General features: G+C 31.3%; 18 protein-coding genes and 1 tRNA gene. 15 read left to right on the top strand and 4 right to left on the bottom strand.

Features of this window, described 5'->3' with window-relative positions; all coding sequences use genetic code 11:
- Positions 1–54: 54 nt before the first annotated feature.
- From BLP60_RS02395 to BLP60_RS02380, 4 genes are all read right to left on the bottom strand, one after another.
- Complete coding sequence (locus BLP60_RS02395) at positions 55–384, bottom strand: type II toxin-antitoxin system PemK/MazF family toxin (RefSeq protein ID WP_092062827.1); 330 nt, start codon at positions 382–384, stop codon at positions 55–57.
- Positions 369–569, bottom strand: a complete 201-nt coding sequence (locus BLP60_RS02390) for a DUF2281 domain-containing protein (protein WP_092062824.1) — start codon at positions 567–569, stop codon at positions 369–371. The genes BLP60_RS02395 and BLP60_RS02390 overlap by 16 nt, the downstream gene beginning before the upstream one ends.
- Before the next feature lie 89 nt (positions 570–658).
- Complete coding sequence (locus tag BLP60_RS02385; protein WP_092062807.1) at positions 659–1,066, bottom strand: hypothetical protein; 408 nt, start codon at positions 1,064–1,066, stop codon at positions 659–661.
- A 379-nt stretch (positions 1,067–1,445) separates the two neighbouring features.
- Positions 1,446–1,523: transfer RNA gene (locus BLP60_RS02380), tRNA-Arg, on the bottom strand.
- Between the two features lie 192 nt (positions 1,524–1,715).
- On the opposite strand from BLP60_RS02380, the gene BLP60_RS02375 reads away from it, so the two are divergent.
- The 15 genes from BLP60_RS02375 to tmcA all read left to right on the top strand — a co-directional run bounded on the left by BLP60_RS02375 (position 1,716) and on the right by tmcA (position 18,117).
- Positions 1,716–2,603 (top strand): DMT family transporter, encoded by an 888-nt coding sequence (locus BLP60_RS02375; RefSeq protein WP_200779095.1) that lies wholly within the window; start codon positions 1,716–1,718, stop codon positions 2,601–2,603.
- Between the two features lie 3 nt (positions 2,604–2,606).
- Positions 2,607–3,056, top strand: coding sequence for a DMT family transporter (locus tag BLP60_RS02370; RefSeq protein WP_092062804.1), 450 nt, complete (start codon positions 2,607–2,609; stop codon positions 3,054–3,056).
- An 87-nt stretch (positions 3,057–3,143) separates the two neighbouring features.
- Positions 3,144–4,274 (top strand): MFS transporter, encoded by a 1,131-nt coding sequence (locus BLP60_RS02365; protein ID WP_092062801.1) that lies wholly within the window; start codon positions 3,144–3,146, stop codon positions 4,272–4,274.
- Between the two features lie 25 nt (positions 4,275–4,299).
- Positions 4,300–5,556 carry a glutamate-5-semialdehyde dehydrogenase gene (locus tag BLP60_RS02360; RefSeq protein ID WP_092062798.1) on the top strand — a complete coding sequence of 419 codons (1,257 nt, stop codon included), beginning with the start codon at positions 4,300–4,302 and terminating at the stop codon, positions 5,554–5,556.
- Positions 5,557–5,597: 41 nt separating this feature from the next.
- Complete coding sequence (locus BLP60_RS02355) at positions 5,598–6,641, top strand: potassium channel family protein (protein WP_092062795.1); 1,044 nt, start codon at positions 5,598–5,600, stop codon at positions 6,639–6,641.
- The gene (ligA, locus tag BLP60_RS02350; protein WP_092062792.1) at positions 6,642–8,654 is read left to right on the top strand and encodes an NAD-dependent DNA ligase LigA; all 2,013 of its coding nucleotides are present in this window, start codon (positions 6,642–6,644) and stop codon (positions 8,652–8,654) included.
- 12 nt (positions 8,655–8,666) lie between these two features.
- Positions 8,667–9,494, top strand: a complete 828-nt coding sequence (locus tag BLP60_RS02345) for a coiled-coil domain-containing protein (protein ID WP_092062787.1) — start codon at positions 8,667–8,669, stop codon at positions 9,492–9,494.
- 14 nt (positions 9,495–9,508) lie between these two features.
- Positions 9,509–10,291, top strand: coding sequence for a 4-hydroxy-tetrahydrodipicolinate reductase (gene dapB / locus BLP60_RS02340; protein WP_092062785.1), 783 nt, complete (start codon positions 9,509–9,511; stop codon positions 10,289–10,291).
- A gap of 23 nt (positions 10,292–10,314) precedes the next feature.
- Positions 10,315–11,307: a lipopolysaccharide heptosyltransferase II gene (gene waaF / locus BLP60_RS02335; protein WP_092062782.1), complete on the top strand. Its 993-nt coding sequence runs from the start codon at positions 10,315–10,317 to the stop codon at positions 11,305–11,307.
- Complete coding sequence (gene ispG, locus BLP60_RS02330; protein ID WP_092062779.1) at positions 11,307–12,389, top strand: flavodoxin-dependent (E)-4-hydroxy-3-methylbut-2-enyl-diphosphate synthase; 1,083 nt, start codon at positions 11,307–11,309, stop codon at positions 12,387–12,389. The genes waaF and ispG overlap by 1 nt, the downstream gene beginning before the upstream one ends.
- Positions 12,379–14,442, top strand: a complete 2,064-nt coding sequence (locus BLP60_RS02325) for a methyl-accepting chemotaxis protein (RefSeq protein ID WP_092062776.1) — start codon at positions 12,379–12,381, stop codon at positions 14,440–14,442. Before ispG ends, BLP60_RS02325 begins: the two co-directional genes overlap by 11 nt.
- A 35-nt stretch (positions 14,443–14,477) precedes the next feature.
- Complete coding sequence (tmcD, locus tag BLP60_RS02320) at positions 14,478–15,731, top strand: electron transfer complex subunit TmcD (RefSeq protein WP_092062773.1); 1,254 nt, start codon at positions 14,478–14,480, stop codon at positions 15,729–15,731.
- Positions 15,731–16,390, top strand: coding sequence for a TmcC family electron transfer complex membrane anchor subunit (gene tmcC, locus BLP60_RS02315; protein WP_092062770.1), 660 nt, complete (start codon positions 15,731–15,733; stop codon positions 16,388–16,390). Before tmcD ends, tmcC begins: the two co-directional genes overlap by 1 nt.
- A 22-nt stretch (positions 16,391–16,412) precedes the next feature.
- Positions 16,413–17,726, top strand: coding sequence for an electron transfer complex ferredoxin TmcB (gene tmcB / locus BLP60_RS02310; protein ID WP_092062767.1), 1,314 nt, complete (start codon positions 16,413–16,415; stop codon positions 17,724–17,726).
- Positions 17,713–18,117: an acidic tetraheme cytochrome c3 TmcA gene (gene tmcA / locus BLP60_RS02305; RefSeq protein WP_092062764.1), complete on the top strand. Its 405-nt coding sequence runs from the start codon at positions 17,713–17,715 to the stop codon at positions 18,115–18,117. The genes tmcB and tmcA overlap by 14 nt, the downstream gene beginning before the upstream one ends.
- Positions 18,118–18,131: the final 14 nt, after the last annotated feature.

Genomic DNA, 18,131 nt, shown 5'->3' with positions numbered 1-18,131 from the left:
AACGCTAAGGTCAGCGGCGAGCGAGTAGCGAGTCCGCTGGACCGCCTTGTTAGATTACTTTATTATTTCTATAATTCTATTTATTACTTCTTGCAGCTTATGAATTTTCAAACTACCTATTTTATATAAAATTATATCTTTATCTGCTGTAAATATTTTATTAGGTCTTATATTACTTTCTTGTCTTAAGCCTCCTGCTGCAAAGTCATCATCTTTTAGGTCTATTGCATACTTATCTTTTATATTTTTACTTGTTATTTGACACAAAATTAAATCATATCCTTCTAAATTTGAAATTATTAATGCTGGTCTTCTTTTGCTTCCGCTTAAATCAGAAAAAGGAAAAGGAATAACCACTACATCTCCTTTTATAAATTTTTCCATGCTTCATCTTCCTCTGGAAGAAGCCAATCTTTTGATAGAGATTGCTCACTTAAATATAGGGTTTCTTTTCTTTGAGCTTTTAATTGCAAATATTCTATAAAATCCATTAGTTCTTTTTTATATATCAATGGTAGTTCTCGTATTTTTTCTAATAATTTTTCTTCATCTCGAAGTTCTACTTCCATTTTTTGTTTTCTCCTTTTTATTAATCTAACGTCCAAGCTCACCTGCCGCTATGGAGCGCAGCGGAATAGCGGTCAGGTGGAGCAATTTGTTATGTTTTTGGTGGTAATCCAAGTTGCTTCCTAATTAAACCTTCGAGTCTGTTTGATTGATCATATTCTTTGGTATTCGAAAAACCGATAAGATTTTTTGCAGCTTTTTGGGGATCATATCCCTTTATTCTTAACCATTTCTTATACCAACCTGGTAATTGCTCTATAGCTGCTGCTAATTCAGAAGAAGTTTGTCTATTGGCAAGAACTCTTTCTCGATAAAGATTTTTCATATCACTGTTTAATTCATCAGCATTTATAACCTGTGCGTAGTAAATAAAATTCATTAATATTTTATACTTAATATTTCTATATCTCAAAATAGGTTGCATCCAAAATGTTGTAATCCACCATCCTATTGCACCTGCAACGACACCTATAATCGCCGTTAGTATCGTTACGTTCATAATTATTATACCCTACTAAAACATAACATATTCATATTTATTATCTTTAATCTCCGCCAATTATTTTCTACTTACTTTATTTTTATTGTCAATAATATTTGTCAATATCTTGGTAAACAGGTTGGTTTTAAGGGAAAGGAGAAAGTTTTAGGTGTTAGTTATTTTGTATACGATTATATTAGTTGATAATATTTAAATCCTAAAATATAGGATATTACAATATGTGTTTGTATCTATAATTTTATGATTAAAGAGCGAAAGTTGTTTTTGTTTAATAGTTAATTAAAGAAAAATAATTTATTTTTTTGAGAATTTCTGCGAGGAGAGGGAAGATAGGAGAAATAAAGAAATTTGCAATTCTATATCAAATATATATTTCTGGTGCCCCCGCCAGGACTCGAACCTGGGCTAACCGGGATTAGGAATCCCGTGCTCTATCCGCCTGAGCTACGGGGGCAAAGCGAGTTGGTTCTATAGATTTTTTTTGTTTTTGGCAACTTTTTTTACTAATGTTTTATGGTTTTGACCGTAGGATACATCTTTTTGTTATCCTCTTATTTTAAATTCCACATATAGTTAATTTTCTAAAAGAATTATTTTACTTGCCTCTATTTTTCTTCATTGATATTTATTTTAAGGAGGTTTTTTTATGAAAATTATTTGGGCATATTTAAGCCTGATTGGTGCTACTTTTTTATGGGGGAGTTCTTTTGTTGCCTTAAAAGTAGCAGTAAATTTTTACTCTCCTTTTGTAGTTATTTTTTTTAGAATGTTTATTGCCTGTGTTGTTTTTATCTTTATATGGTCTAGAATTAAACCCACTTCTTTATCTATTAAACAGGTTAAGCTTATACTTTTAATGTGTTTTTTTGAACCATGTCTCTATTTTTTATTTGAAGGATTTGCTTTAAAATACACTTCTGCTGGGCAGGCATCTCTTATTGTTTCTACATTACCTTTGATGGTTGCAATTTTAGCTTGTTTTACTTTAAAAGAAAAAGTTAATTTCAATACAATTTTTGGTTTTTTATTAGCTATATCAGGAGTTGTATTACTGACCATGGCAAGTGATGTTAATATGCATAGTCCTAGTCCTTTTTTAGGTAATTTATTAGAATTTATAGCAATGATAACTGCATCTGGTTATATTATTTTAGCTAGGTACTTAAGCGCAACTTTTCATCCTTTTTTTCTTGCTTTTGCTCAAGCATTTATTGGAGCAGTATTTTTTCTGCCCTTTATGTTATTGTTTGGGGATATAAATAGTCTTGAACTAAAGTTTTGGCCTGTGGTTTCCATTGTTTATTTGGGTTTTATGGTTACTTTTTTGGCTTATTCTTTATATAATTTTAGCTTAAGTAGATTAGAAGCAAGTAAAGCTTCTGCCTTTACAAATTTAATACCTGTTTTTTCTATTGGTTTGAGTTGGTTTTTGTTGGATGAGAAATTGAATAGTGTGCAAATAATAGGAATAGGTTTGGTTGTGTTAGGGATAATTTATAGCCAAAATTTTTTAAGATTTTTAAAAAAAGTTTAGATCATGAAAGCTACGTTGGTTTATTTTATTTTAGGAATTTTAGCTGGTTTTTTGGGTGCTGCTCAACCTGGGATAAATAGTGTTTTGGACTCAAAGATTGGACATCCTATCTTAGCCTCTGCTGTATCTTTTTTGGTGGGAAGTTGTGCCCTTATTTTTTTGATTTTGATTTTGAGAATTCCTTTACCTAATATACTAGAAATAAAAAGTGTGCCTTGGTGGGCTTGGACAGGTGGTTTACTTGGGGCATTTTTTGTATTGGTTTCAGTAATTTTAGCTCCAAAAGTTGGCGCTATTACTCTCATGGCCTTAGTTTTGGCAGGCCAAGTCATGGCTTCTTTGATATATGACCATTTTGGATTACTTGGATTTCCTGTGCATCCTATTAGTATCTTTAGATTACTTGGTATAATATTTATATTTGTAGGTATTTATTTAGTTCATCGTTTTTAATGGCTTGCTTATAAATTATGAGCTAAATTATGTTTTAAGTTTATCTAGTCTTAAAAATAATAAAAAATATTATTTTTGGAGTAATAAATGTCAGATTCTCAGCGTAAAATGTATGTGTTTTTATTTGTATTAACTGTGGTTACTACACTTGGATTTCAAGGATGGAGAACATTATTAAATAATTTTGCAGTAGAGATTGTGCAAATAAATGGACAACAAATGGGAATATTACAGTCTGTAAGAGAGGTTCCTGGTTTTTTAGCTTTACTAGTAATTTATTTGTTGTTTATTTTTAAAGAGCACAAATTGGCAGCATTGTCTGTTATTGTTTTGGGAGTAGGTATATCTTTAACAGGATTTTTTCCTTCTTTTTATGGATTGATTTTTTGTACTATTTTGATGTCTTTTGGTTTTCATTATTATGAGACTTTAAATCAATCTTTAACTTTACAGTATTTTGACTTAAAACAAGCACCTCTGGTTATGGGCAGGCTAAAAGGTATATCTTCTTTAGTAAACATTATTACAGGTGGTTTTGTATTTTTATTAGCCTTTTGGTTAAATTATAAGCAAATTTTTTTAGTTTTAGGCATGTTAACCATAGTAGGTGGAGTTTGGGCAATTTTACAAGATCCTTCTGATAAAAATTTGCCACCTCAGCACAAGAAAATGATTTTGCGCTCAAAGTATTGGCTTTTTTATGTCCTTACTTTGTTGGCTGGAGCTAGACGCCAAATTTTTATAGCTTTTGCTGTTTTTCTTTTAGTTAAAAAATTTCACTACTCTATATTTGAAATATCTGTACTTTTTGTGATAAATAACATTATTAATTATTATGTAAGTCCTTTACTTGGAAAGGCTATTAATAAGTTTGGCGAAAGAAAAATACTTAGTTTAGAATATTTTTCTTTGATTTTTATTTTTTGTGTTTATGCTTTTTCTAATAACAAATGGATAATAGGCGGAATGTATATTTTAGATCATATTTTCTTTAATTTTGCTATAGCAATTAGATCTTTTTTTCAAAAGATCGCAGATCCTAAAGATATTGCTCCTAGTATGGCCGTAGGGTTTACTATTAACCATATTGTAGCTGTTATTATACCTGCTTTGGGGGGCATGTTATGGATGTATGACTATAAAATTCCTTTTATTGGAGGAGCTGTTTTAAGTTTTATTTCGCTTTGTTTTGTACAACTTATTAGGGTTAAACAATAAAAAGTTTTAAAAGGGGAGGGGAGAGATGGAGTTACAAGGTGTTATAAGAGAAATAGGAGAAAGAAGTAAAAACGCGTCCAGAGAATTGGCAAAGATTAGTAGTAGTCAGAAGAATGAGGCACTTTTTTTACTTGCAAAGATGTTAGAAACCAAAAAACAAGATATTTTTGATGCGAATAGAAAAGACTTAGAGATGGCAGAGAAAAATGGTTTAGATGCTGCTCGTATAGAACGCCTTAGAATCACTGAAAAAACAATATCTGATATGGCAACGGCCTGCAAAGAGGTAGCTGGTTTTGATGATCCTGTGGGAAAAATAGAAGATATGGTTGTTCGTCCTAGTGGTATTAGAGTAGGTAAAATGCGTATTCCTTTAGGAGTTATTGCTATAATTTACGAATCTAGGCCAAATGTTACAATTGATGCTGCAATTTTGTGTTTAAAAGCAGGTAATGCAGTAATTTTGAGAGGAGGTTCTGAAGCATTTTATTCTAATCAGATACTTTGCTTTTTAATCGCACAATCTTTAAAAAAGGCAGGTTTACCTGAAGATGGTGTTATTTCTTTACCTACAACAGATAGGGAGGCTGTTAATTATTTATTGGAATTAGAGGAGTTTATAGATGTAGTTATTCCGCGCGGAGGAGAAGGATTGATTCGTGCTGTTGTAAAAAAGGCAAAAATGCCTGTTTTAAAGCATTATAAAGGGGTATGCCATATTTATGTAGATAAGTATGCAGATTTAGATATGTCTTTAGATATAGTTTATAATGCCAAGGTTCAACGTCCAGGGGTATGTAATGCAATGGAATGCCTTTTGGTGCATAAAGATATTGCAGAGATTTTTTTGCCTAAGGTAGAAGAAAAATTGGGAAAAGCAGGAGTTATATTTCATGCTTGTCCCAAAAGTAAAAATATTTTCCAAAAAAGTGAGCTTGCAACAGAAGAAGATTGGGGAAAAGAATATCTTTCTCTTGATTTGGCTGTAAAAATAGTATCTTCTATGCAAGAGGCGTTTAAACATATAGAAAAATATGGATCTAATCATTCTGAAGCAATTTTAACTAAAGATTACTTTAGAGCTATGCGTTTTTTAAAAGAGGTTGATGCTTCTGCTGTTTTTGTTAATGCGTCTACTCGTTTTAATGATGGTGGTGAATTTGGGTTAGGTGCAGAGATTGGTATTTCTACATCTAAGCTGCATGCATATGGTCCAATGGGAATAAAAGAACTTACTACAACAAAATTTGTTGTTTTAGGAGAAGGTCAAATAAGAACATAAAAATTTATCTAACTTTTTATTTTTATAATTAAGAAATAAATATGAATCAAAGAATATTTTTTAATAACCGTTATTTACGTTGGAAAGTAAAATATGGCCATTTTTTTCCCCTAGCCTTAGGCACTATTAGTTTATGTTTTGTATTTTGTTTTGGTATTTTTATTTATTGGCATATAGAAGGCTGGGAAATAGGAGAAAGTATTTATCAAGTAATTATTACTCTTTCCACAGTAGGTTTTATGGAAGTACATCCACTTAGTCATAAGGCGAGGATGTTAACTTCTGTTCTTATTTTTATGGGTGTAGGTAATTTTGCATTTTTAATGGGAGCTTTTACACAACTTTTAGTGGAAGGACATTTACAAGATTTACTTGGAAGGAGAAAAATGCAGAAAATTATTCAGAAATTAGAAGGTCATTTTATTATTTGTGGATATGGTAGAATTGGTTCTGTAGTAGCTAAAGAAATTTTAAAGGAAGGTTTACCTGTAGTAATTGTAGAACAAGATGAACAGGTTATTCAAGAATTACAAATGGAAGGAATTTTATATATTCATGGAGATGCTACTTCAGATCAAGTTTTACTTTCTGCTAATTTAAAAAAAGCAAAAGCCTTAATTACTACTTTAAGTAAAGAAGCTCAAAATGTTTATGTCACTCTTACTGCAAGACAACTTGTGCCTAAGTTAAATATTATAGCTAGAGCTGAGCATGAGAATTCTATTCAAAAATTAGAGTTTGCAGGTGCTGATAGGGTGCTTACTCCATATGTAATTGGTGGTAAAAGAATGGCGCAAGTTGTATTAAGACCTACAGTTACTGATTTTTTAGAATTAGCATTGTTAGAAAAACATTTAGATCTTCAAATGGAAGAACTTGTGATTAGTGATAATTCCATTTTAGTTGGTAAGGACTTGATTAATTCTGAAATTAGACCTCGTTATAATTTAATTATTATTGCAATAAAAAAGGCAGACGGAAAAATGATTTTTAATCCTGGTCCCAAAACTGTTATTTCTGCTGGAGATACATTAATTGTAGTTGGCAATAAAGATAATTTAAAGCGTATAGAGGAGATTTTGTAAATGCCGTTTCCTTTATGGGCTAAAAAAAGAGTAGAAGAGCTTAGAAATATTATAGAATATCATAATTATCGTTACTATGTATTAGATGACCCTGAAATATCTGATGCAGAGTATGATAGATTATTTAAAGAACTTTTAGAGTTAGAAGATAAATATCCTGAATTAAGAGATCCTGCTTCACCTACTCAAAAAATTGGGGGCAAGCCTCTTTCTAAGTTTGAAGAATTTAGACATTCTATACCTATGTATAGTTTAGATAATGCCTTTTCTTTAGATGAATTAAAGGGGTTTTGTATACGCATTGAAAAAACACTGAGACAAAAAGATATTGATTATTGGGTAGAAGTAAAACTAGATGGATTAGCCGTAGAATTAGTTTATTCTAAAGGTAGGTTTGTTGCAGGTGGAACTAGAGGAGATGGAGAAATAGGAGAGGATATTACAGCTAATTTAAAGACTGTTAAAAATTTGCCTCTTAAGTTGCGCGGAGATTTTCCTGTATATTTAGAAGTTAGAGGAGAAGTGGTTTTATTTAAAAAAGATTTTTATAAATTGAATAATGATCAAGTTGCTAAAGGAGAAAAAGTTTTTGCCAATCCCCGTAATGCTGCAGCAGGTTCTTTAAGGCAGCTTGATCCAAAGATTACAGCCAAAAGGCCTTTGCGCTTTTTTGCTTATGGAGTGGGTAAATTAGAAGATATTAGTTTTAATACTCAAGAGGATATTTATTTTGCCCTTAAAGAAATGGGCATACCTGTAGTTCCAGAGGCAAAAAGGTGTACAAACTTTGAGGAAATAGAGAATTATTTTAAAGAAATTCAAATTAAAAGGGAAAATTTGCCTTTTGAGATAGATGGCTTGGTAATAAAAGTAAATAACTTAGATTTTCAAGAGAAATTAGGTTATACTGCAAGATTTCCTAGATTTGCTTTGGCTTTAAAATTTCCTGCCCATCAAGCTGAAACTGTTTTAAAAGATGTTGTTTTTCAAGTTGGTCGCACAGGAGTAATTACACCTGTTGCAGTTTTGGAACCTGTAAATATAGGAGGAGCAACTGTTTCAAGGGCAACATTGCATAATGAAAGTGAGATTAAGGCAAAAGGATTAAAGATATATGATCATGTTATTGTGCAAAGAGCAGGAGATGTTATACCCGAGATAGTTCGGCCTCTTGTGGAAAAAAGAACAGGTAGAGAAAAAGATATTATTTTCCCTACTCATTGTCCTGTATGTGGGAGCAAATTAGAACGAATTGGGAGTGAAGTGGCTATACGTTGTGTGAATTTATCTTGTCCTGCTCGTTTGGAGGCTAGTCTTATTCATTTTGTTTCCAAAAAAGGTGTAGATATTGAAGGCATTGGTAAAAAATGGATCCCAATTTTTATTGAAAATGGATTAGTCAAATCTCCTTCAGACTTATTTAAACTTAGAAAACAAGATTTGCTTTCTTTACCCAGAATGGGGGAAAAGTTGGCTCAGAATATTATAAATTCAATAGCAAAGGCAAAGCATAAAATAACATTAGAAAAATTGATTTTTGCTTTAGGTATTAGGCATGTTGGTGAACAAACAGCAAAGATTTTAGCTAAGAATTATAGTTCATTAGAAGAATTGAGTAAGGCTTCAGAAGAAGAATTATGTAAATTGAGGGATATTGGCCCTGAGGTTGCAAGATCTATTGTTTTATTTTTTAAATTAGAAGAGAATAAAAAACTTTTGTTAGAGTTGAAAAAATTAGGAGTTTTTCCTATAAAGGTTAAAGAGAAAGATAATGAGTTTCGTCCATTAGAAGGTAAAATTTTTGTATTAACTGGCAGTCTTAAACACTTTTCTAGAGAACAGGCAAAAAAAATAATTGAAGATTTAGGAGGAAGAGTAAGTAGTTCTATTTCTAAAAAAACAGATTTTTTAGTTGTGGGAGAAAAGCCAGGGAGTAAACTCCAAAAAGCAAAACAATTTGGGACAAAGATAATAAATGAGCAAGAATTTTTAAGGCTTGTGAGTTATCGTTAAGGGGGAATAAAAATGAGTTTAGCTCAAATTTTAGAAGAAATAGAACAAGAAAACCAAGAACAATGGGAAGAAATTAGAAAAAATAAAAAGAAACTTTCTGAGTTAGAAGAAATGCTCTTGCGTTCTTTATGGCTTTATCAAAAAGCTGAAATTCAGATTAATCGCCTTAGTAAAGAAATGAAAAGTTTTAAAGACGAGATGAAAGACTTCAAGGATGAGATGAAGGACTTCAAAGATGAGATGAAGGATTTCAAAGATGAGATGAAAGACTTTAAAGACGAAATGAAAGGTTTCAAGGATGAGATGTTGGATTTTAAGAATGAAATGAAAGATTTTAAAGATGAAATGAGTGATTTTAAAACATATACTCAAAAAAGAATAGATGCCGTAGAAGAAATGAAAGCAGAATTAAATAGAAAGTGGGGAGAGTTGGCTAATAAGATGGGGACATTAGCAGAAGATATTATTGCCCCAGGTTTGCCAGATGTTTTGAAAAGATATTTTAATTTGGATATACAAGATATGTCTGTTAGACGGGTTAAGCGAAAAAATGGAAAGCGTAGAGAAGATGATGTAATTGCTGTTGCAGATGGAAAAGTATTTGTTGTAGATGTAAAAAGTGATTACAACAGAAGCAAATATGTAGAACATTTTTTAGATGCATTAAATAATTTTTATGACTGGTATCCTGAATATAAGGATAAAAAAATTGTACCTGTAATTGCAACTTTTAATTTATCCGAAGATATTTTAAATTTAGCTACTAAAAGAAATTGTCTTGCCTTACAAATGGGTGGAAGTTATTTAGAATTTTTAAATGCAGATAAAGTAAAAATCTAAAAAGGGGAATTAATATGGCAACAGAAATTATTGTTTTAGGTGCAAAAGGTAGAATGGGGTCAACTATAGCAAGATTAGCAGATAATGATCCAGATTATGCATTATGTGCTGTTATAGAGAGAGAAGGAAATACTGATGGGTTAGAAGTATATTCTACTTTTGTTTCTACAAATTTACAAGATGCTCTTTTAAAATATCCTAGTGCTGTTGTTATTGATTTTACAGTTCCTAAAGTTAGTTTAGATACAGTAAAATGTTGTAAAGAGGTTGGAGGAAAAGCTGTTATAGGTACTACAGGATTTAGCTCAGAAGAACTTTCTTATTTAAAAGAAAATTCTAAAGATATTTCTTTGCTTTGGGCTCCTAATATGAGTGTGGGAATAAATGTGCTTTTAAAGATTTTACCTCAATTAGTAAAAATATTGGGTGAAAAATACGACTTAGAAATAAGTGAGATACATCATAAATTTAAAAAAGATGCTCCTTCTGGTACAGCTTTAAAATTAGCTCAATGTTTAGCAGAAGCAAGGGGTGTTGATTTGGATAAAGTAGGTAAATTTTGCAGGCATGGAATTATAGGAGAACGTAGCTCAGAAGAGATTGGCGTGCAAACCCTACGAGGTGGAGATGTTGTTGGAGATCATACTGTGTATTTTTTAGGCCCAGGAGAAAGAATAGAGATTACTCATAGAGCTCATTCTAGAGAAACTTTTGCTCAAGGGGCTTTAAGGGCTGCAAAGTGGTTAGCACATCAAAAACCCGGTAAATTGTATTCTATGTCTGATGTACTTAATTAAGAAAATTTTTAGGGAGTGGATAATTGAAGATATTGGTATGGCAAACTGCATTTTTAGGTGATCTTATTTTAACCACTCCCTTAATTCAATCTTTAAAAAAAAATTATCCTCAATCTAAAATTTCTTTAGTATGTAAATCTTTTGGCAAAGAGGTTTTTAAACACAATCCATATGTGGATGAACTTATTTGTTTTGATAAAAAAACTTCTAGTTTTTTTAATCTTATTTTGAACTTAAAAAAAAAGAAATTTAATTTAGCTATTTCTCCTCATCGTTCCCATAGAGCTTCTTTAAGTTTATTTTTAGCTAAAATACCTGTAAGAGTTGGATTTGATAAAGCTGGGTTTTCTTTTTTATATACCTGTGTTCAAAAACATGAATTTTCTGGAGGGCATGAAATAGAGCGTAATCTTAAATTGTTAAGTTGTTTACCTGATTTTGATACCCAAAATATCTGTAAAATACCATCTCTTTATGTTAAACGAGAAGAAGAAAAAATTATTTCTAATTTAAATTTAAAATTTAAAAAATACATAGCAATTGCTCCTGGGAGTAAGTGGCCTACAAAGTGCTGGACCGTTAAAGGTTTTAAAGAAGTAGTTAAATATTTAGTAGAAAAAAATTATTTTGTTGTATTACTTGGAAGTGAACAAGAAAATAATGTCTGTGAACAAATAAAACAAAATTATGCAAAAGTTTTAAATTTAGCAGGAAAAACTACGTTAAGGGAAAGCTTTGCTTTAATTAAAGGAGCAAAATTACTTATTTCCAATGATTCTGCTCCTGTCCATATGGCAGTTTCTTTAAATACATATGTAATAGCAATTTTTGGCCCTACAGTAAAAAAATTAGGATTTTATCCATATAAAAATGGAGAAATTATAGAGGTAGATTTAGATTGTCGTCCTTGTGGTTTGCATGGACATAAAAAATGTCCTTATGGTCATCATGACTGTATGAAAAAAATTTCTAGTAAGTATGTTATTCAAAAAATAGAAGAGGTTTTAAGTAGATAATGCGCCATAAAACAAAGGAAATTTTTATTGGAAATGTTGGAATTGGTGGAAACAACCCTATTAGAATACAATCTATGACTAATACTGATACTAGAGATGTAAACTCTACAGTTGAGCAAATTAAAAGATTAGAAAATGTTGGGTGTGAAATAGTTAGGGTTGCTGTTTTAGATGAACAAGCGGCAAAATCAATTTCTAAAATAAAAAATAAAATAAATATCCCATTAGTTGCTGATATTCACTTTGATTATAGATTAGCTTTAATCTCTATAAAAGAAGGTGTAGATGGTCTTAGAATAAATCCTGGTAATATAGGTTCTGAAGATAAAGTTGATTTAGTGGTAAGAGAGGCATTAGAGTACAATGTTCCTATAAGAATAGGAGTAAATGGGGGTTCTTTAGAAAAAGATCTTTTATTAAAATATAATGGAGTAACTCCAGAAGCTATGGTAGAAAGTGCTTTAAAACATGTAAGAATGTTAGAACAACGAGATTTTTTTGATATTAAAATTTCCTTAAAATGTTCTTCTGTGTTAAAAACTATTAAGGCATATCAGTTATTAGCTAAAAAAGTGTATTATCCTTTACACATAGGTATTACAGAGGCTGGCACTTTTATGAGAGGTACTGTAAAATCTTCTGTAGGATTAGGTATATTATTGTTTAATGGTCTTGGAGATACTTTGAGAGTTTCTCTTACTGATGATCCAGTTAAAGAAGTACAAGTTGCGTGGGAAATATTGCGTTCTTTAGAATTAAGGCAGAGGGGGCCAGAAATAATTTCTTGTCCTACGTGTGGAAGAACAGAAATAGATTTAATAGCTTTAGCAAACAAAGTAGAAGATGCTTTAAAAGATATTCAAGATGTGTTTAGTGTAGCTGTAATGGGATGTGTAGTAAATGGTCCTGGAGAGGCAAAAGACGCAGATATTGGTCTGGCTGGGGGAAGAGATTGTGGGGTAATTTTTGTTAAAGGAAAAATTAAAAAAAAGATAAAAGGAGAAAAAAATTTACTTTCTGCTTTTTTGGAAGAAGTGGATAGTTTTTTAAAGTCAAAAAAAGGGGGAGACAATGTTAAATAAAATGAAGTTTACTACAAAATTGTATTTAGGCATAGGACTATCTTTAGCATTAATTGTTTTCCTTCTGACTTTTTTATCTGTCTATAAAGCTAGAAAAGGAATTGTTTATTTAGGAAAGCAATCTGTAGAAGAATTAACTTCTTCTGTGTATAATTTTGTTAGAATAAACAATAGAGTTTTAATGAAAAAGCTGAGAGGAGATTTAAAATTACTAGAAGCAAAATTAGATGAAGTTGGTACTTTTTATTTAGATAAGAATAATAAAATTAATTTAACTCTGATAGATAAATCTAATAATAAACAAGAGGTAAGTGTTCCTTCTTTGGTTTTAGGTGGTAAAGTTGTATACAAAGACTATGAACTTTTAGATAGATTAAAAAAAAGGATAGATTTAACAGCAACTATTTTTCAAGTTATACCTGGTAAATTAGTTAAAATTTCCACAAACGTTATTAAAAAAGATGGGACAAGAGATATAGGAGAATATATTTCTAGTAATAGTGTGATATATAAGACAGTTATGCAAGGAAAAGTATATTATGGAAAAGATATTGTTGGTGGTGAATGGTATCTTAGTGCATATAAACCAATGAAAGATATAAAAAATAATATTATTGCTGTTATTTTTGTAGGAGTTAAAATTTTATCTAAAGAATTTAAGGATCTTTTAGCAGAAACTAAGTTAGGAGGTAGTGGATATTTCTTTGTTTATAATTCAAAGGGTAGGTTTGTTTATCATCCAAATGCTGCAATTTTAAATAAGAATATTTTTAATCTTAGTGGCGGAATAGGAGAAAAATTTAAACAAGCAACAGACAAAAGTTTTGTAGAATATGTATTTAACGGAGAAAAGAAAGTTAGTTATATTCGTTACTTTGCTCCTTGGGATTGGTATATAGGCTTTGGTTTAAATTATAAAGAGATGACAAGAGATATTGATAAAGAAATTTTAATTCAGGATATTGTTGGTGGTGGTATTATAGGTATTATAGGAATTTTAATAGCTGTTCTTATTGTTCGTTTTATTTCAAAACAATTATTTAATATAGCAGAAGTAAGTAAAAAAATGGCTCAGGGTGATTATAGAGTTTCTTTTTCTTATCAAGCAGATGATGCAATAGGAACATTGGTAGATTCTTTAAATACAATGGCTAAAAATACAAGGGATGTATTAAAAGAGGTTATTTCTAGTACAGAAAAGGTAACCTCTTCTTCAGATGAGTTAAATACAATAGCAGATAGCACTGCCTCTAGGGCAGAGCAAATGGAAGAAAAGGCAAGGGTAGTATCTGATTCTACCCAAGAGATTGTAGAAAATATTACTTCGGTTTCTAGTGCTATGGAAGAACTTTCAATCAATGCCAATACGATTGCTTCTGCTGCTGAGGAGATGAGTGCTACTATTAGTGAGATAGCTTCTAATACAGAAAAAGCAAAGAGTATTACCTCTTCTGCAGTTGGGAAAGCCCATATTGTAAGTGAAAAAGTAAATGAATTAGGAAAAGCTGCTACAGAAATTACTACTGTGACCGAAACAATTAATGCAATATCATCTCAAACTAATTTATTGGCTTTAAATGCTACTATTGAGGCTGCTAGAGCTGGAGAGGCTGGCAAAGGGTTTGCTGTAGTTGCCAATGAAATTAAAGAACTTGCGCAGCAAACAGCTCAAGCTACTGAAGAAATAAAAAATAAAATAAAAGGCATTCAAGATGCTACAGGTCTAACTGTTTCAGAAATTACAGAGATTACTAAGATTATCCAAGAAATGGATCAAATAGTTACTACAGTTGCTGCGGCAATAGAAGAACAATCAGTAACCACAAGAGAGATTGCAGAAAATGTAGGTCAGGTATCTTCTGCTGTAGGTGAAAGTAATGAGAATTTGGCAAGGGTTGGAGAGAACGCAAAAGAAGTAGGAAAGGAGATTGAAGAGGTTACTGTGGTTTCTAATGAAATGACTACTAGTAGTGAACAATTAAGAGAAAGTGCAAAACAGCTTACTTTACTTTCTAAAAAATTAAAACAACTGGTGGGAAGATTTAAGATTTAAATTAATTACTATTGGGCAAGAATAAAGGAGAGAATATGGAGCAACAGGATTGGGATATAGGAGAAGAATCATTTTCTTTAAGTGCCTTACAGCAGTTTTCTTGGATAGAAGAGTTTCAGTTTAGTAATAATGGCAAAAAAATTGGAGTTATTGTAAATAAAGGAGAAGGTAACTTTAGCGTTTGGGAGAATGGTAAATTATGGGATTCTAATTTCTCCCGAATTTGGTATTTACGTTATTCGCCGTGGAATACGTTAGTGGGCTTAGTAGTAGACGATGATTCTCACACTGTATGTGTAGATGGTGAATTATGGTCTAATAAATTTGATTTTGTTTGGAATCTTTTATTTAGTGAGGAAGATAAAAGTATTGCTGTAGCTGTGCAAAAGGATATGCAGTATGCAATGGCCTTAAATGATAAAGTTTGGTCTAATTTTTATGAAAATGCTAATCAGTTTATATTAAGTTGCAATGGAAAAAAAACAGCGGCTGTAGTTCAAATCAAGTCTTTTGGACAAGGAGATATTTTTAAATTTCAGCAAGGATGTTATAGCGTAGCAATAGACGGGATAAAGTGGCCAACTAGTTTTGTAAACGTTTGGACACCTGTGTTTAACAAACGTGGTGATAAAGTAGCTGCCCAAGTCAGGTTATCTTTATATGAATATAGTGTAGCTGTAGATGGTAAGTGTTGGGATAAAACCTTTTCCTGTGTTTGGGAGCCTTGTTTTAATCCTTTAAATAATTCAGTAATAGCGCCTGTTAGAATAAATGGTAAATGGGGTATGGCAATAGATGGAAATCTGCTTTGGCCTAATAAATTTGTACAACTTTGGAATCAACAGTTTAGTGCCAATGGTAAACATATTGCAGCTATTTGCGCTTCGCAATTTGGAATGTGGACTATAGTGGTAGATGGTAGAATTTGGAATACGCATTTTTGTTCTTTGATTACTGATTTAGTTTTTAGTCCAAATGGAGAGAGAGTAGCTGCAATCGGGAAGAATAAAAAAACATGGCATTTAGTAATAGATGATAAAGTATGGCCCAATAGTTACTCTATGCTTTGGAGACCTGTATTTAGTTCTAATTCTGAACATGTGGCTATAAAGGCTGAAAAAAATAATCAATACACTATTGTGGTCAATGGTATTGAATATAAAGATAGTTTCGATGTTTTAGCCCAACCCATATTTAGCCCAGATAGTAAAAAGATTCTCATTCGAGGTATAAAAGGAGATACATATTATAGACGTGTGATTAGTTTAGATGCTTTTGGAGGATGTTGATGCATAATGTATATACTTTTTTATTAGGACCAGGTGCATGGATTACGTGGGGTATTTTTTTAGGTGGGTCTCTTTATAGACTAGCAAGTATTACTTTTTTAGCTAAAAGTAGAGATGAAGTTGTTTTAAGATATTTTAACCTTAAGTTTGCTTTAAGATCAATACTACACTGGTCTATTCCTTTTGGAACAACAAATATGAGAAGACATTGGATTATGACCTTTATCTCGTTTTGTTTTCATATCGGAGTTATTATTACCCCTATTTTTTTATCTGCTCATAATATCTTATTAAAAGAATATTTTAATGTTTATTTTATTACTATTCCTAATTGGGTCGCAGACATATTAACTGTATTTGTCTTATTTAGTTGTATCTTTTTTGTTTTAAGAAAAATATTTGTACGAGAGGTTAGGTTTGTAACTTCTTTTACAGATTATGTTCTTATTTTATTAGTATTTTTACCTTTTTTGTTTGGTTTTTTAGCTTATCATCAATGGTTCAATTATTCTTTAATGCTTATTCTTCATATATTGTTTGGAGAGATTTTATTGATAGTTATTCCTTTTACACGTTTAGTGCATATGATTTTTGCCCCTCTAGTACGAGCTTATACTGGTTCTGAGTTTGGGGGAGTTAGACATGCAAAAGATTGGTAAAAAAATTAGAAGAGGTTAAATTATGGCATATTTCCCAGAAGATATAGGTTTGGTAGAGGGAGTTAAGAATTTAACAGAGGATAAAATTCAGCAAACAATAAAAGAAATTATTTCTAAAGAGACAGGTGCTAGGCTTAGAGCCTATTTAGACACTTGTGTTCATTGCGGTTTATGTGCAGATGCCTGTCACTTTTTTTTATCTCATGATAGAGACCCAAAGTATTCTCCTGTGGGCAAAGTTAAACAAACTATATGGGAGATGGTAAAAAGAGAAGGGAAAGTTAGTCCAGGCTTTATTTTGCGTTCTGCAGTAATTGCCTATACGGAGTGTAATTTATGTAAAAGATGTTCTTTATATTGTCCTTTTGGTATTGATATGGCTTATTTGTTGAGTATTGTCCGACGTATTTGCCATAAATTAGGAGTTACACCTCAATATATTCAGGATACTGCTCATAGTCATTCTGCTACCATGAACCAAATGTGGGTAAAAGATGATGAATGGATTGATAGTATTCAATGGCAAGAAGATGAAGCAAGAGATGAGATTCCAAATTTACGGATTCCTTTGGAAAAAGAAGGTGCAGATATAATGTATTCAGTTATAGGACCTGAACCAAAGTTTAGGACTCAACTAATATATCAAGCAGCTGTGATTATGAATGAAGCAGGAGTAAGTTGGACTATGCCTGCAACTCCTGGTTGGGATAATAGTGATATGGCTATGTATGTGGGAGATTATGAGTTAATGGGAAGATTAAAAAGGCTTCATTTTGAAACAGCAATGCGTTTGAAGGTTAAAAAAATAGTAATGGGTGAATGTGGACATGCATATCGTTCTATTTATGATACAGGAAATAGATGGTTAGGATGGAGAGATATGCCTATTCCTATTATTCACGCAGTACAATTTTATTGGGAATTGCTTCAAGAAGGTAAATTAAAAGTTGCTAAAAAATTTGAAGAACCTGTTACTTTACATGATCCTTGTAATATTGTTCGGGGAATGGGACTTCATGAAATGTTAAGAGAAGTTATTAAAGCTTTTTGTTCTAATTTTGTTGAAATGTATCCTAATAGAGAACATAATTATTGCTGCTGTGCAGGAGGAGGAGTTATAAATTGTGGGCCACCTTTTAAACTTACTAGAGTATTAGGTAATAAAATAAAAGCAGAACAATTAAAGGCGACAGGCGTTAAAATAGTAATTGCTCCGTGTCATAATTGTCATGGTGGATTAGAAGATATTATTCACTACTATAAATTGGAAATGCAGTTGAAGTTTTTGGGAGATATTATTTATGAATGTATGGAGAAGTCAAATGCAGTGGTATAGAAGTAAGTTATGTTTTGTAATTGGGTTGGCTTTATTTTTTTTCTTAAGTAATTTTTCATTTATTGTTTTTGCGCAAACAGAACAAGATTATTTGTTATTGGGAAATGAATTTGTTAAAACTAAACGTCCTCAAGTAAAATTTTATCATGATAAACATAATCAGTTAGCTCGTATAGAAGATAATTGTGTGTTATGTCATCATATTTATAGAGATGGTAAGATTATAGAAGATGAATCTTCTGAAGATCAAAAATGTGTTGATTGTCATAAAATAAAAGATAAGGTCCTTAATCTGCAAGATGCTTATCATAAGTTATGCAAAGGATGTCATTTAAAACAACATAAAGGGCCTATTTTATGTGGAGAATGTCATAAAAAATATAATAAGTAATAAAAGGCAGGAAT

Origin of the sequence: Desulfonauticus submarinus, assembly GCF_900104045.1 — a bacterium.
GTDB lineage: Bacteria > Desulfobacterota > Desulfovibrionia > Desulfovibrionales > Desulfonatronovibrionaceae > Desulfonauticus > Desulfonauticus submarinus.
The sequence above is the reverse complement of the archived record's forward strand: the minus strand, read 5'-3'. Positions and strand labels throughout refer to the sequence as shown.